Here is a 16,263-nt window from a genome sequence, read left to right as displayed (position 1 = left end):
ATATCTATTACTTAAGCTCTTCCTGATATTTATCTATGATTTTGTTAAGCTCATGATATGGATTGTCTATGAGTTTTATCTCATCATTTAATTCTAAGAGTTTATCCTCTGAAGAGTTCCACACAGGCCAATTAGGAAGTTCGCTGCCTGTGCCGTTGGGATCTCCGTATTTTGCAAAGTTTGTCCAGTATTCCTGCATGGCTTCAGAAACCTTGTAGTCATCCTCATCATATAATCCGGGATAATAATCCAGATTGCCGTAAGCATATATGAGTTCACCCGCGTGATGATTACTCAGATGATTGTTGGTTTTGGTAAAGAAATACTGATAAACCGGCTTATTCTGCGCCTCCATGTATCTGCTCCAAACATTATGGCTGTAGGAAAACCATGCATCACTATAAACAAATGCCATGCTTCCCTTGGCATCTCCTCCGGCATCTACTATAAATGTCTGATCTCTTGTTACACTTCCTGCAGGTATCAGCTCTGCCGCTTCTGCTGCGTAGGGACCAAGAATCTTTGAAAGCTCCTCTTCATAGTTCTCCTTAGTCACTTTTCTTGGCATAACAAAGGCATCTGCTTCTTTCATGTTAGACCCGTTAAGAAGAGCCTGTTCGTGATTTTCACCTTTTTCATAAGTAAGATAAGGCTGTTCCGTAATGGCATAGCCGTCAACGCACATACTGTCATTGACAGACTTTGTGGTGAGAATAGTTGTTGCATCAATATCTCTTAATTCTTCAATATTATTAGCAGAAAACTCCTGCATTACCTCTTCACCTGTTGAAAGGGCTTTTTCCATCTCTCTGAAGGTATGATAGGGCTTGTAAGCATTTATTCCACTACTCTCTGCTATTGCTCTTACAAATAACCCCTCTGAAAGAGGTGATACACAAAGAGCATTTACAGAAGATGAACCTGCTGATTCACCGGCTATTGTAATGTTATCGGGATCCCCGCCAAAGGCTCCGATATTTTCATGAACCCACTTAAGTGCCTTGATCTGATCCAAAAGTCCGTAATTACCGGTGGTATTATTAGGAGACTCAGCCATAAGCTCATCATTTGCCATATATCCAAAAACACCAAGTCTGTATGCAAAGTTAACTAAAATAACTCCTTTTTTTGCAAAGCTCTCTCCTCTGTACTTTGTATAATAAGATTTTCCTGTATTAAGAGATCCTCCATGTATATAAAATACAACCGGAAGCGGTTCTCCCTGGTAATCTGCAGGGCGGTACACATTGAGATACAGGCAGTCCTCGCTCATGGCTTCTCTATATTCGTCGCCCATGGTAAATCTATACTCATGGGTTCCAAGTATATCTGACAGTGAAGAGTACCATACCTGCTGTGTGGGCTGCATAGCCATAGGAGCATAGGTATCACAGGCTCTTACGCCTTTCCAGCCTTCAGTATCCTGGGGTTCTTTCCATCTAAGATCTCCCACAGGCGCTTTTGCATAGGGAATTCCTGCATAAATCTCTGTTAAATGATCCTTGTCATAAACACCTGTAATGTCTCCCTGCTCAACGTGAATTGGTGCTGTTACCACAGGATTTTTATAAGTAACTGCAGGAACCTGCTTATAAGGCGGTTCTGTAGCCTTATAGTTGAACGCAAGGCATATCAAAATGATGATCATTGTGCATACGGCACTAATTCCACTCCACTTGTTTTTCTTCTTAAGAGTGTGCCTTACACAAAATGCAATAATAAATAGAACTATTCCTATGCACCAGCCTATAATAAGGTTCTTCGAAATCTCAAGGAAGAACAGATAGGCAATAGCAAGAATCAATAATAAAAACAACATATCTTTACCTCTTACAACTAAAAACAACTAAATATCTTTCGAATAAACATAAAAATCCCGGATACATGTGACTATGTCGTGCATCCGGGATTCAGCTCTCTATTAGTGCTAATATATTCATTTCTCGTAATTCCTTTATCTACAGTAAATATCGCTCCACACACCTACATAGTTCTGAAGAGCCTGCTCAGCCCGAACATTTTGTGTGTTTCCATAGCCTGCAAAAAAAGTTACTACAAGGCAAATAAACATAATAATTACGCACTTTTTTGCTTCCATAAAACTATCTCCCCCTCAAAGAAATTGTCCTCATAAGAAACATGATAAGTGTTTTTCATTTATCATGTTTTCATTATAAGTATCTTTGTCCAACAAAAGTCCAACAAAAATATAAACTAAGTATAAACTTTTGTTTCAGGGAAGGCTTTTTTCTTTTCTCATTTACATATTTGTAAATGTTTTAAGTCTTATTTGAATTGATAATGATGTTGACCTTACAGTCTCCTATCTCTTTTTCAATTCCGGAAGCAATATTTTCTGCAGCTTTTTTTATCTCTTTAAAGCTTTTATCTTCATCAAACATGAGCTCAAGATCAACATATAAAAGATTACCGTTTCTTCTGCTTTTAACTTCTATAAGCTGCTCATATTCTTCATAATATGAGGACAAAACCTTTAATAGTTTAAGCTGCGTATCCTCATCCAGTGTCAAATCCACAAGCTCATAAATTGCATCTGTCAGATGATGAAAACAAATAACAAAGAATGGTATTACAAATATCAGACACAGAATCGGGGAAAAATAATTAATCCATTTACTTTTTCTATATACATAGCTAAAAATCAGGGCAAGTGAAGCAACTATATCAAATACAAACTCTTTTTTTGCTCCAACATAGGCTGAGTGAAACATTCTGCTTTTTACTTCATGCGCCAGCTTCTTTTGCTTGTTGAGCAGGAATAAATCTATCACAAGCCCGACAAGTTTTAATAAAAGAGCCGTAAGTATAAAGTGGTGTTCCTCCTCAGGCTTTATCAGCTCTCTTATTGAAAAGAGAACTATGCAGCAAAGTCCGGCAATATCAAATATCTCACAGCACATTGCTGTTATTGCTTCCACTTTTCCTGTACCATAATTAAATTGGAATTTCAGATTTCTGTTAAGCTTAACAGAAAGTATTATCAGAATTATTCCGGGAATGATTATACTGGCGCTCTCTACAAACTCCATCCAGATTATCATGTATCCACTTGCAAGCGCCGCAAGAAAAGATGTGATAAAATCCGGAAGACGCCATATCACCAGCAATGTTGCAAGCTTTTGTTCTTCAACTAACCCCTCTTTGTTCATTCTGATATCCTTTTCAAAATTTATTCAGCAGTTATATCTGCACCAAAATATTTATTGGATATTTCTGTAAGTTTACCTTCTTCTCTAAGTTCCTTAATAGCATCATTTATAGCTGCTCTTAAGGTATCATTATCTTCGCCCTTGGAGAGCGGTATTGCATACTTTGTAACCTCTTTATCAACAGCAGCAACCTTAAGGTCTGTTGTTCCTGTTGTGTTGAAATAATCCTGTGCAGATGTGTTTGCATTAATTGTAGCATCTACTGTTCCATTTTGCACAAGTGTCATTGTCTCACCAAGAGTATCTACATTTTTAACTGTAGCACCATACTCAATACCCATTGCTTCATAAGTGGATCCTGCTGAATTAGCAGTTGTAAGTCCGTTTAAATCCTCAAAAGAAGTAATGTTATTATTTGATGCAAGTGTCACAACTACAGCGTGATCATAAGCGTAGGGATCAGTAAAATCATAGGTTTTACCACGTTCCTCGGTAACATCCACACCATTTGCCATCATATCAAAGGTTCCGGTAGACACACCTGTCAGACCTCCGTCAAATGCAACCTCCTGGAAATCAGCTTCCACACCAAGTTTTTCGGCAATTGCTGCAGCTACCTCAACATCAAATCCGATAAGCTCATCTGTAGATTCATCGTGGTAGGTAAAAGGTGCCCATACTCCTTCTGTTGCAATTGTAATCTTACCTGCCGCCTTTATTCTTGCAAGGTGGTCATCAGAACTGCCAGTAGCTGCTCCCTTTGAACCGCATCCAGCGACCGCCACAGTCAATGCAGCTGTCATCATCATTGTCACAATTTTCTTTCGCATTTTGTCCTCCTTGTAATAATTCAAGTCTTAAGTAACCGAAATAGCAGGCTTTACACCCGCAAAATATATATCAGGAATTTGTAAGTCTTAAAAACTCCCTTGTTCTAGGTTGTTTAGGATTATCAAAGAATTCGTTTGAATTTCCCTCTTCGATAATTCCGCCATCAGCCATAAAAACCACCTTTGAAGAAACATCCTTCGCAAATCCGATTTCATGAGTTACAACAATCATCGTCATGCCGTCCTCAGCAAGTCCTCTCATAACCTCAAGAACTTCAGCCGTAAGCTGCGGATCAAGCGCAGAAGTAGGCTCATCAAAATAGATTATCTTGGGATTTGTAGCAAGCGCTCTGGCAATTGCTACTCTTTGCTGCTGTCCGCCTGAGAGCTGACTGGGATAAGCAGATGCATGATCCTTCATTCCAACCCTGGAGAGTACCTCGTAGGCCTTCATATCAGCCTCTTTGTGAGGAATATGTCTTGCAGCCGTAAGTCCCAATGTCACATTTTGAAGTACGGTCTTATTAGCAAAAAGATTATAGTTTTGAAAAACAAAACCTGTATTGTTTCTGATTCCGGAGATCTCTGCTTTGCTTATCTTGGAAAGATCATAGCTTTTACCATCAAATATAAGCTCTCCGTTATCAGCTTTTTCCAGAAAATTTATACACCTTAGAAGGGTCGTCTTTCCTGAACCAGATGGTCCAAGTATTGAAACAACGTCTCCTTTTTCTATTTTCAGATCAATTCCACGAAGTACCTGTGTTGTACCAAAGGTCTTGTGTATATTCTTAACTTCCAGTAATGACATGTAAGCCCTCCCTTATTTTCTTATTCCATAGCTTCCAAGTAACATCTCTCCTCTGCCCTGTATGTATGTGAGTACAGTACAGAAAATGAGATAAACAAGAGCCACTTCTAAATATAATGGAAGGTAGTTATAGGACTGTCCTGCTATCTGCTTAGTTCTGGTAAACATTTCAACAACAGTTATGCTTGATGCAAGAGATGTGTCCTTTACCATGCTTATCAGTGAATTAAACAGTGACGGAAAAGCGGTCCTGAACGCCTGTGGAAGTATGATATGCCACATAATCTGCATATAGCCCATTCCAACGCAGTATCCCGCTTCCATCTGTCCCGCAGACACTGCCTCCATGGCAGCTCGCATGGTCTCGGCACTATATGCGCCTTCATTTATTGTAAAAACAATAACCGCCATCAAAAACGGATTAGAATGAATTCCAAGAAGTGGTAATCCATAAAAGGCCACCATCAATTGTACAAGAAGCGGTGTTCCTCTTATGATCCATATATAAAATCTACAGAACTGTCTGAGTACAGGTACATTCGCATATTGTACCATCGCTACAAACACTGATAATATTGTAGATAATATAAATGCTATTGTTGCCAGCGGCAAAGTAACCTTTAAACCATATTCCAGTATCTTAGGGAACGAACTTACAAGTAATTCTATAGTGCTTTGTTCCAACATAATTAATCTTAAACCTCATTAACCAATTGTATACGACATTGTTGTGTTCAATCTATTACACCACTTAGTCGGTTTTTAGTCAACTACTTTTTGTTTCTTCTTTATTTAATGATATAGGTGTCAAAAGTCAAAAATGCGTACATGCTTGCATGTTAAGCATTTTGACTTTATGACCCGAACAAATATGAGGAATTAGCAATTTACGCAGTAAATTAGCGGTTTCCGAATATTTGTAGAATTGCAAGAGTTTCGAAGAAACGGAGCAATTCGTATATCATATGGTGTCAAAATTTACTTTTGACACCTACCTCATTTAATATGATGATAGGTACTAAATATACTTCTGGCTCTATCATCTTTAATATAAAAGCCAGATAAAATCATGGGCAGGTACCACCAGATCCTTTGCCTCACACTTTTTACCGGTCAGAAGGTTTTTGTAGTTCCCCTCCTCATTGATCCAGGCAGTTTCTTCGTAATCTCCAAAGTTAAACAGTGCTATCAGTTTCTCTCCGTTATAATATCTGCCAATGCCAAGTACATGCTCATTCCATGTCTCAACAATCCACACATCTGCAGCGCAATCAAAAACACGATGTTTTGCCCTGAGTCCTGCAAGCTTTTTTATGCCATCGAAAATACGCTTTTGCCTTGTACCGCTTTTTCTTCTTTGCGCCGCACTTTTCCAATCAAAATTACCTCTGTGAAGATATCTGCTATCTGAGCATTTTATCGGATCTTCATGGTAGGAATAATCATTTAACTGGCCAATCTCATCTCCGCTATATAAGACAGGAATTCCGCTTTGCGTGAATAAAAACGCATGGAGCATGATATCAAGCTTAATTGACCAATCCAGTTTTCTCTCATCCAGCTCATATTCCGCAGCTTCAATGCCGCAAAGAGACGCTGTGGTTCCGCAGAGTCTTGCATCCCCGAGCTTAGGATCATCGTTGTACAGTTCTCCTCTGTGGGATGAACCCGGAAGTGCTCCCCTTAATGTATCATTAAGAAATTTCTTATGTGAGACCTGCTCAACGCTGAATTTTCTTAAGAAATCATAATCAAGTCCCCAGCCTATATCATCATGACATCTCAAATAATTGAGGAATATGTACTGCTTAGGAAGAGCAAATGCTATCCCGAGCTGATGTTTCAAAAGCCTTACATCTTTAGTTGCCACCGTATGCCAGGTGCTCGCCATTGTTGTAACGTTATAAAGCATATGACATTCCGGTTTCTCGACTGTTCCAAAATAAGGTACTACCTTGGATGGCTCCATTACAACCTCTCCCAAAAGAATCGTACCGGGACAGACTATCTGCGTGGCAATGCGCATTATTCTCACCAGAGTATGCACCTGTGGAAGATTCCTGCAGCTTGTTCCGAGAGTCTTCCATATATAAGGGACCGCATCAAGCCTTATAATATCAACGCCCTGATTACATAAGAACAGCATATTGGCTGTCATGTCGTTAAATACAGTCGGATTTCTATAGTTAAGATCCCACTGATAGGGATAAAAAGTGGTCATTACAACTTTTCCTGCTTCAGAACACCATATAAAATTCCCGGGTGCCGTCTGCGGAAATACCTGAGGAACTGTCTCCTCGTAGTCATTAGGCTCATTCCAGTCATCATAGAAGAAATATCTGTCCTGAAATTCCTTCTCCCCTCTTCTTGCCCGAACTGCCCACTCATGATCCTCACTTGTGTGATTCATAACAAAATCAAGACAAAGACTCATATCCCTGCTGTGAAGATCAGCTGCAAGCTCGTACAAATCATCCATCGTTCCAAGCTCCGGCTGCACTTTTCTGAAATCAGCCACAGCATATCCGCCATCACTTCTATCCTTAGGACTCTCTAAAAGTGGCATAAGATGAATATAATTAACGCCTACAGATTGAACATAATCCAGGTGACTTCTTACGCCCTGAAGAGTACCTCCAAAGCATCCTGTATACATAAGCATGCCAAGCATGTTGCAGCCTGTGAACCATCCGGGATTTTTCTCTTTCTTTTCATCCCACTCTTTAAGACTTTTATCTCTGGTATCATAAAAATGTCTGAGCATTGTAATAAAGTAATTAAATGCCTGCTCATCACCGTGATACAGTTCTCCGTAGAGCCATTTGAGCTCATCATAGTAATTTTCCAGTCTTTTATCAAAAACTGATTCTTTTTTCTTAGCCATATTTTCCCTCTTGAAACCTTATTTGATGTTATGATGTATTGATGTCATGTTGCTAATTATTCATGTCATCCTATCATCAGAAATGGGTAAGAAGTCATGCTAAGCTTTATACAAGTATAATCACATCATGACCCTTTGCCCCTTTCATATAATTATATTGGTATTTAACAAAAAAAGCGAACAAAATGTATAAGATTTACACTTTGTCCGCTCAGTTTTTTTTCAGCAAAAATACTCCACCTGACTTGGAGATACCTGGTCAGGTGCTCTGCTCAATTAAAAACCAGCACTTTAATGAACAACAACAGGGGTTCCGACTCCAACGCTGTTAAAAAGTGAAACTGCTATGTCATGTGGCAGGTTAACACATCCGTGAGAGCCATTAGACTGATAGATGTCACCACCAAATGAGCTTCTCCAGTTTGCATCATGAAGTCCTATATGGCAAGGATTAGGTGTGAACTGCATCCAGGTATCAACCCAGACATTCCATGTAGGTCCAATTAGTCTTTTTCCGGCAACATGGGAATTGATGGCAAACGTACCTGTCGGTGTTCCATTTCCACGATTGGGATTTCCGGTAACAACAGGAGACTGTAGTTTTACCTGTCCATTTTCATAAAAAGTCATCGTCTGCGATGCAATGTCGATATCAACATATGTGCTGTACGGCAAGCCATTTACAGGCTGATTAACAACAGCCACAGCTGCCCCAGGTGCTGATGCCGGGGGAGCAGCCTGCCCATCAAGGATTGCCTGATATTTTGCGGAATCCTCCTGCTGATTCTGTGATCTTCCCTCTTTAGCACCAAAATTCACATAGTGATTATAGAGTGCTTCCGGACTGTTTCCAACAACGGCAACTACATCAGGATATTTTCTTGCATAGAAATTCGCATCAAATCCATCTGCCCTTACGCTCAGGTGCAAAACACCCAAAAGTATCAGTGACATAAAAAATATCGCTAAACCATTCTTCATTCCTCGCATATTGCTTTCCCCCTCATGTTTAGAAAACGATATAGTGTGAATGAATATATTTTATCACATTATTTTGTACAGATAGCAATTTAATTGTTTTTTTATAATTTAATATACTGCTTTATTATTTGAATTCCTGCATTGCTTTTATAAGCTCCGGATAAGGAAGCTCCAAAGTCCTTCTGTCTATGATACCGAAGTTTTCTCCACTTCCGTTAAACTGGCCGTTATCCCACCATACGCAGGGAATATTCATCTCTCTGGCCTTTTTCAGATAATATGTAACCCATTCAACGCGTTCTGCTTCATTATCCTTATTAAGCGCGCCATACTCGCCAATTATGACAGGAACATTTTTTAAGAAGAAAGTGGTTTTAATTGTCTGTAAAAGTCTGTCCAGATCGCCATGATCGTTATCATAGGTACTTCTTCCGTTAATATTCAAAGCAAATTCGTAAGGTGTGTATGCATGAACTGAAACAGCAACACAGTCATCATTTTCAGGAAGCTGGATAGCTCTTAAGGAATTTGCCTGTGAACTTGCAGCATAACCGGGGAACATTATCAGGCGTTCTTTATTGTTTCCTTCAGCTGCCCTTATAGCCTCATAACCAGCCATATTTACGGCGTTAACAACGTCTCTTCCCTCTTTATCTCCGCCATTCCATTCAACATCTGTTCCGACCTTTCTGGGCTCGTTCTGAAGTTCAAAAATAAGATGTGTGTCATAATCCTTAAATCTGTCGGAAACCTGTGTCCAGATAGCGGCAAGCTCTTCGGAAGCCTTTTCCTGATTATCATAATAAGGATAATTCCAATCCTCATGATGAACATTTATTATGACAAATGCACCTCTCCCATAAGCGTAATCAACAACCTCCTGCACTCGGTCCATCCAGGCTTCATCAATGTTGTAGTTCTCATCAAGATGAGCCTTCCAGGTTATTGGCACTCTTATAGTGTTAAAACCAAGATCCAGCACTGCATCTATTATTTCCTGGGTAGTTTCGGGATTCCCCCAGCAAGTCTCCTGCTTTGACGGCGGATCTGTGATCTTCAATCCATCAATATGTGCATCCAACGTATTTCCCAGATTCCATCCTATTGTCATCTGGTTTACTATCTCCCATGCAGGAGTGTTACGTTCATCCTTTTCCATATCTTCCTCCTTATTCTCATCGGCAGATTCATTTACGTCTTCAGTAGTCGCTTCGGCATCTGCATCCGTATCAGCATCTTCTTCGACGCTTACTTCATTTTTTGCTTCATCAGACGTATCCTCTTTTACATCATTTTGAGCTGTATTCTCCACATTTTCCTGTGAAACGGCTGTAGTCGCATCAGATACATTTGAAGCATTTCCACAACCTGTTACAAGAATGATGGAAAATGCCATCATCACTGACAAAAGTTTTTTCTTCATAAATCTCATTACTCCTCTTTAAAATCCTGTGATTTCTCATTTTAGCAATTCTATGACATCTTAAATGCAAAGATAAAAATGAGTCCAATACGATTCCCGTTTTTCTGAGGAAAAACAGGAATCTATATCATTATATATGACTAAAAGCTCCCGATAAACGAGAGCTTTTAAAGTTTTTAGCCTATACTGATAAAAATCACAATCTGATATCCTGTGATACACATTTATGACCAGTTAACTGCTCTGAACGGCTATCCGGCTGGCAGGTTCCGGCATAAAGTACGAATGTATCTGAGAAAATCTCTCTGTTTCCATCATCATCGACAGATGTAAATGCTCTTGATGCTACATGAACAGTGATTTCCTTCTCCTCGCCTGCTTCAAGGTGTACTCTCTTAAAACCGCAAAGGCAGGGATTAGGAATAGCCTTATCAAATCCGGTATCCTTAATGTAGAGCTGTACCACATCATCAGTTGCTACTGTTCCATTATTTGCTACTGTTACTTTTACATCCACACCGCTGAATGCATTTCCATTTTTTCTGTTGAATGAATCAACTGTTTTTCTTTCCTGTTCTTCATTCTTACTGCTGTAGCCATACTCAGCGCCTGTAGCCTCGTTAACACTTACGCTCTTAACCTCACAGTCACCATAGGTAAGACCATATCCAAATGGATACAATACTTCGCCCTCAAAATATCTGTAGGTGCGGTTTTTCATGGAATAATCCCTGAAATCCGGAAGGTCTTTTGATGTGTTATAAAAAGTCACAGGGAGCTTACCTGAAGGAGAAAGCTCGCCAAAGAGTATTTTTGCTACCTCTACTCCTCCTCTTGCGCCCGGATACCAGGTCTGCAGGATTGCACCCGCCTTTTTCTCTGCTTCAGAAAGGTCTATAGCACTTCCTGACATATTTATTACAACAACCTTCTTTCCTGCTTCGAGAACCTGATGCATAAGCTGTCTCTGAGGAAGCGGAAGTTGTAAATCAATCTTATCGCCTGATGCGAACTGGTTACCTGTATCACCCTCTTCACCTTCAAGAGTTTCATCAAGTCCGACTACAAGTACAACAACATCAGAATAATCAACTACCGTAAGTGCCTCTGACATTCTGTCCGGCTTATTGGGATCGGCAAGACCACTGATATTGTCTTTCCAAAGATCACAGCCCTCAGAATACAATACTCTTACATCCTCACCTACATAATCCTCAATAGCCTCAAGTACTGTCACATATCTTGAAGATGTTCCGTGATAGTTACCAACCAGTGCTGATCTGGAATCTGCATTAGGTCCGATAACACCGATTGTGTTAATGCCTTCCTTCTTTAAAGGTAAAAGTCCATCGTTTTTAAGAAGTACAATACTCTCAGCTGCAGCTTTGTGAGCCACGTTAATGTGGTCCTTACATTCAACCACGGTGAAAGGAATCTTATCATATTCTGTCTCATCAAACATTCCAAGAAGGAATCTTGTGGTAAACAGTCTCTCACATGAAGTTGTGAGCACGCTTTCATCTATCATTCCTGCGCGATAAGCATTCATTATCTTCTGATATGTGCAGCCGCAGTTTACATCGCAGCCTGTCTCAAGAGCCAGCTTAACTGATTCCTCAGGTGCACCTGTAACATGATGATTTTCATGGAAATCCTTAACAGCCCAGCAATCAGATACATAGTGTCCCTGGAATCCCCATTTTCCGCGAAGATATCCATTCATAAGAGGCTCGTTGGCACAGCAGGGTTCATCATTTGTTCTGTTATAAGCACCCATAACTGCCTCAACATCTGCTTCCTTAACGCATGCTTCAAAAGCTGGAAGATAAGTCTCCTCCAGGTCTTTCTTGGAAGCAATGGCATTAAAGTGATGGCGCTCACCCTCAGGACCTGAATGTACAGCAAAATGCTTTGCGCAGGCTGCAGCCTTAAGATATTCACCGTCACCCTGCATACCCTTTATAAAAGGCACAGCCATGCGGCTTGTAAGGAAAGGATCTTCTCCATAGGTCTCATGTCCTCTTCCCCATCTGGGATCGCGGAATATGTTTACATTTGGAGCCCAGAAAGTAAGTCCTTTGTATATATCTCTGTCCTCACGTTTACTCTGCTCGTTATACTTTGCACGGCCTTCTACAGCAATGATTTCACCAATGCATTCCATCAGTTCTTCGTCAAAAGCTGCGGCAAGTCCTATTGCCTGCGGAAACATTGTAGCGGTGCCTGCTCTTGCAACGCCGTGGAGTGCTTCATTCCACCAGTTGTACGCGGGTATTCCCAGTCTGTCTATTGCAGGTGCATCAAATTTAAGCTGCGAGGCCTTTTCCTCAACAGTCATCTTACTAACTAATTCTTTGGCTCTTTCTCTCGCTTCTTGTCTGTTCATACTTTACCTTTCTTAAAATATATCTCTTCCCTTTTCATCAGGTATTCCGCTTTTTCTGTAAAAATAGGAGTTTACCTGATCTCTCCATTCCTTTGCATTTGCTATCTGCATTTCAAATCTGTGACATACAAGCGCAAAAACCTCAGAAGGAATTTCCTTTTCCATGCTCTTCCAGTTTTCGTACAATTCCTCTGCCTGTGCCTCTCCTTCGAAGTGGCTGTCATAGATATACTGTATCAGTGTTCTTCCGTCTTTTAACTTCCTGTCGTAGGCTATATGATGGAAAAACAGTAACAGTTCTTCCGGACAGGTATCAGAATCATTGTACATATCAGCATTTTCAGGATAGTACTGCTGAGCATAGCCGGTACCCTTATCTGTTCTGTCAACACCAAGTCCAAGATGATCTGCTCTATGATAGGTTCCCCATCTGGAATATTCATAACCGTCAACACTTGGTCCGTAGTGCTCATGAGGTGTTACCATCCAGCCTATTCCAAGAGGACTTGTGTACTTTTCATAAATTTCTCTTGATCTAAGGAGCATGGATACCAGTTTTTCTTCATTTTCTTTGCTTAAATCAAAGCTAAGCTGTATCCACTCTCTCGCAATATCTTCTGAAGACAGTTCTGTATTATATGCCAGTCTTCCAAATCCATAGAGGTTTGCGGCAGCCAGATAATTACCTGTCCAGTTCGCGTCATCACCGGTATTTATTACTGCAGCCATTCCGGCATTTTTGTTATTTAAAGCTCTTCCGCTTACAACATCAGCAACGGTGTCGCCTTCGCTCTTGCAATGGGTATGGAAGTCCAGTACTTCCTTGAACATGGGCATCAAATAACATAAATCTATCTGATGACCTGTATATTCCTGCGCAATCTGTACCTCCAGCATCTGATTGGTCTTTGTAAGACCTCCTAAAAGCGGTGAAACAGGTTCTCTTATCTGGAAATCCATAGGCCCGTTCTTTATCTGAAGTATAACATTATCCAGAAATTCACCATCAAGTCCCTTAAAGTAATCATATCCGGCTCTTGCTCTGTCTGTTTTGTAATCTCTCCAGTCCTGAGTGCAGTTATATACAAAACATCTCCAGATAATGATTCCATTATAGGGAGCAATGGCTTTTGCCAGCATATTTGCACCATCTGCCTGATTTCTGCCATAGGTAAACGGTCCCGGTCTTCCCTCAGAATCAGCCTTTACAAGGAAGCCTCCAAGAAGTGGAACATTTTCATACACTTCCTTGAATTTCTTATCCCACCAGCTGATTACATTTTCATCAAGAGGGTCACATACTTCCAGTCCTCCAAGTTCTATCGGTGATGCAAAATTAAGAGATAAGTAGAGCTTTATACCATAATCTGCAAACAGCTCTGACAGTTCACTTACCTTATCAAAATATCTCTCAGTAATAAGGTAAGAAGCGGCATTTTTGACATTGACGTTATTGATAACAATGCCATTTATGCCTATACTTGCCATCATCCTTGCATAATCACGTGTTCTGTCATTTATATAAAAATTATCATTTTCGAAGAAAAATGATCTTCCGGAATAACCGCGCTCGATACTTCCATCCATGTTATCCCAGTGATTCATCATTCTAAGAGGATTAGAAGGCACTTCATCAGCCTTTATATCAGCAAAGCCGGTTCCTCTCAAAAGACTTTTTATTACATGAAAGGCACCATATAATACGCCATTTTCATCAGATGCTTCAATTGTCAGCTTTGAATCATCTGCGGATATTCGATATCCTTCATTTTTTATTTCGTCTGTTTTTTTAATGCAGACTGATTTTCCGGCATTTTCAATTTCCGTTGTATACCCGCCTTTAAAAAGCTTTGAAAATACCTCTGTAAGTTCGTTCTTTGCACTTTTTATAATACGGTGATCCTCAGAAAATCCATCAAATGCTACACTAAAGGAATCTTCAGACTGTTCATTACTTAGCTTTTTATCATAATCGAGCCATAGTTTGCTCCAGTTTTTATCATTCATCTTGTTCTCCAAAACTATCTATGCCTTTTATAAAACAACGCCAAATCCTAAAATAGTGAACTTTTTGTGCTCGTGACCTTTTGCCATACGGATTTCTACTTCATGCATGGCTACTTCTGCTCCGTTGAGTATTATCAGTGGATTGCAGTGAGTCCATCCGTTAACAAGCGGGTCTGCATCAAGCACTTTTCTTCCGTCAACATATACTTCTGCTGTTCCGAAAATATTTTCTCCTGAATCCTTCATAACAAGCAATAGCTTTGTGCAGCTGATTTTCATGCAGAAAGGCTTCGGATCGTCACTTTCTCCATCATAGTGCCAGTTATTGGGAAACTGTGCTACAGGAACTACTTCGCTGTCCATCTCAACCATCTGCAGTATATTATCGGTTCCTGTAAATGAACCTTCTTCAATAGTTGCACTGCTTATATCTTTTCTATCAAGCAGATAAACTTTTTCGAAGTCAGCACCGATGGCAGGAGTTCTTCCAAGAAGATCGTCCTCTTTTTCAAATTCTGTCTGAGCATCAGCTTCGGCAGTCATCTTCATGAGGCAGTCGCACATAACCTGGTGTCCAAGGTTGCTGGGATGATATATATCATAGAAAAACTGCTTCTTTGAGATAACTCTGCCTTCGCCGGGCTTGCAGGTAAATTGAGGTGATACAGCATCAAGTACACTAACCATTGGAAGGTCATAGCGCTCACCTACAGGACCAAGTCTGTCCTGAAGGTTCCAGTCGTAGGAAAATACCGCAAAAAGCAGTACTACTGCCGGCTTCCAGGGAAGTGCAAGACATTTTCTTACAAGACTCTCATAGCATACGCCCTTGGTCTCATCACCTTCATCATTAACAGCAAACTCGATAACGATAAGATCCGGCTTTTCTTTACCATCTCTGAGAATATCTCTCTCAAAACGAATCATTCCAAGCTCTGAAGGAGTACCGCCAACTCCGGCCTTTATGAGGTTTACTTTTCCGCCATTAGCGTACTTTTCCTCAAAAGCATCTGCATAAATACGTGCATAGCTCTTTTCATGAATCGGGATTGCACCTGCGCCCTGGGTAATTGAGCCTCCGATAAAGGAAAGAGTTACATCTTCACCATTCTTCGCCTTCTCTGTAACCTTGTGCAATCTTTCGAGATTGCCCTTTTGCATAACAGATCTCTCTATCATCTCTTTATAGGCATCTGAGGCAAAATCCACTGCACTATCTGTTATCTGCTCAGGTGCTTCAAAGCCATCATTTAAGTAGAGGCAAACATCTGCAATAGCCTGAACGCGTGCTTTATCGAATTCAAATCTGATCTGACCAACAACCTTGTCAGTATCGCACCAGTCGATCTCAGCAAGGTCTATAATCTGCTCTGATCCATCCGCAAGAAATCTTTTGCTCACGATAGTTGCAGGATCTCCCTGGTTTTGTCCATACATCTGCAAAACAAAGTTTACTTCCTCTTTGCCTGACTCTTCTGTTACACAGACACCTATGCTGTGCACCAGCTTTCTAAAGCCTTCTGCTGTAGGAAGCAGGTTGAGAATTTCTTCATCTGTAACATTGCCCTGAAGCTTTGCAGAATCAGGAAGTCTGCCCATATCCTCAAATATGAACTGAATTCCTCTTCCATCAGGCTGAGGTGCTGCAAATATCTGCTTATCCTGCATAATATAGAAATATGGTCTCTTTTTAGTTGGGTCTTTTGGGGCTACAGGGCCCTTTCTCTCTTCAATACTCATCATGTCCTCTTTTCAATTTGTATGGTTTTGT

12 protein-coding genes are annotated in these 16,263 nt (G+C 40.4%); all 12 read right to left on the bottom strand.

Annotated features, from left to right (window positions below):
* Positions 1-7: 7 nt before the first annotated feature.
* Positions 8-1,819 carry a carboxylesterase/lipase family protein gene (locus G622_RS0110390; RefSeq protein WP_026510671.1) on the bottom strand — a complete coding sequence of 604 codons (1,812 nt, stop codon included), beginning with the start codon at positions 1,817-1,819 and terminating at the stop codon, positions 8-10.
* 135 nt (positions 1,820-1,954) lie between these two features.
* Positions 1,955-2,098, bottom strand: a complete 144-nt coding sequence (locus tag G622_RS25720; RefSeq protein WP_155831458.1) for a hypothetical protein — start codon at positions 2,096-2,098, stop codon at positions 1,955-1,957.
* A 181-nt stretch (positions 2,099-2,279) separates the two neighbouring features.
* Entirely contained in the window at positions 2,280-3,170 is an 891-nt protein-coding gene (locus G622_RS0110380) for a cation transporter (protein WP_026510670.1), read from the bottom strand.
* Between the two features lie 20 nt (positions 3,171-3,190).
* Positions 3,191-4,000: a transporter substrate-binding domain-containing protein gene (locus tag G622_RS0110375; RefSeq protein ID WP_026510669.1), complete on the bottom strand. Its 810-nt coding sequence runs from the start codon at positions 3,998-4,000 to the stop codon at positions 3,191-3,193.
* Between the two features lie 70 nt (positions 4,001-4,070).
* Complete coding sequence (locus G622_RS0110370; protein ID WP_026510668.1) at positions 4,071-4,811, bottom strand: amino acid ABC transporter ATP-binding protein; 741 nt, start codon at positions 4,809-4,811, stop codon at positions 4,071-4,073.
* A gap of 12 nt (positions 4,812-4,823) precedes the next feature.
* Positions 4,824-5,498, bottom strand: a complete 675-nt coding sequence (locus G622_RS0110365) for an amino acid ABC transporter permease (protein ID WP_044957483.1) — start codon at positions 5,496-5,498, stop codon at positions 4,824-4,826.
* Positions 5,499-5,856: 358 nt separating this feature from the next.
* Entirely contained in the window at positions 5,857-7,695 is a 1,839-nt protein-coding gene (locus G622_RS0110360; RefSeq protein ID WP_026510666.1) for an alpha-amylase family protein, read from the bottom strand.
* Positions 7,696-7,986: 291 nt separating this feature from the next.
* Positions 7,987-8,685 carry a L,D-transpeptidase gene (locus G622_RS0110355; RefSeq protein WP_026510665.1) on the bottom strand — a complete coding sequence of 233 codons (699 nt, stop codon included), beginning with the start codon at positions 8,683-8,685 and terminating at the stop codon, positions 7,987-7,989.
* Positions 8,686-8,800: 115 nt separating this feature from the next.
* Complete coding sequence (locus G622_RS0110350) at positions 8,801-10,099, bottom strand: glycoside hydrolase family 5 protein (protein WP_026510664.1); 1,299 nt, start codon at positions 10,097-10,099, stop codon at positions 8,801-8,803.
* A 196-nt stretch (positions 10,100-10,295) separates the two neighbouring features.
* A complete protein-coding gene (locus tag G622_RS0110345; RefSeq protein WP_026510663.1) occupies positions 10,296-12,485 on the bottom strand; it encodes a glycoside hydrolase family 3 C-terminal domain-containing protein in 2,190 nt (729 codons plus the stop codon).
* Between the two features lie 12 nt (positions 12,486-12,497).
* Positions 12,498-14,492 (bottom strand): glycoside hydrolase family 20 zincin-like fold domain-containing protein, encoded by a 1,995-nt coding sequence (locus G622_RS0110340; protein WP_026510662.1) that lies wholly within the window; start codon positions 14,490-14,492, stop codon positions 12,498-12,500.
* A gap of 27 nt (positions 14,493-14,519) precedes the next feature.
* On the bottom strand, positions 14,520-16,232 hold the full coding sequence (locus tag G622_RS0110335) for an SGNH/GDSL hydrolase family protein (protein WP_026510661.1): 1,713 nt from the start codon (positions 16,230-16,232) through the stop codon (positions 14,520-14,522).
* Positions 16,233-16,263 lie beyond the last annotated feature (31 nt).

The sequence above is a fragment of the Butyrivibrio sp. LC3010 genome, from assembly GCF_000424385.1.
Taxonomy (GTDB): domain Bacteria; phylum Bacillota; class Clostridia; order Lachnospirales; family Lachnospiraceae; genus Butyrivibrio.
The sequence above is the reverse complement of the archived record's forward strand: the minus strand, read 5'-3'. Positions and strand labels throughout refer to the sequence as shown.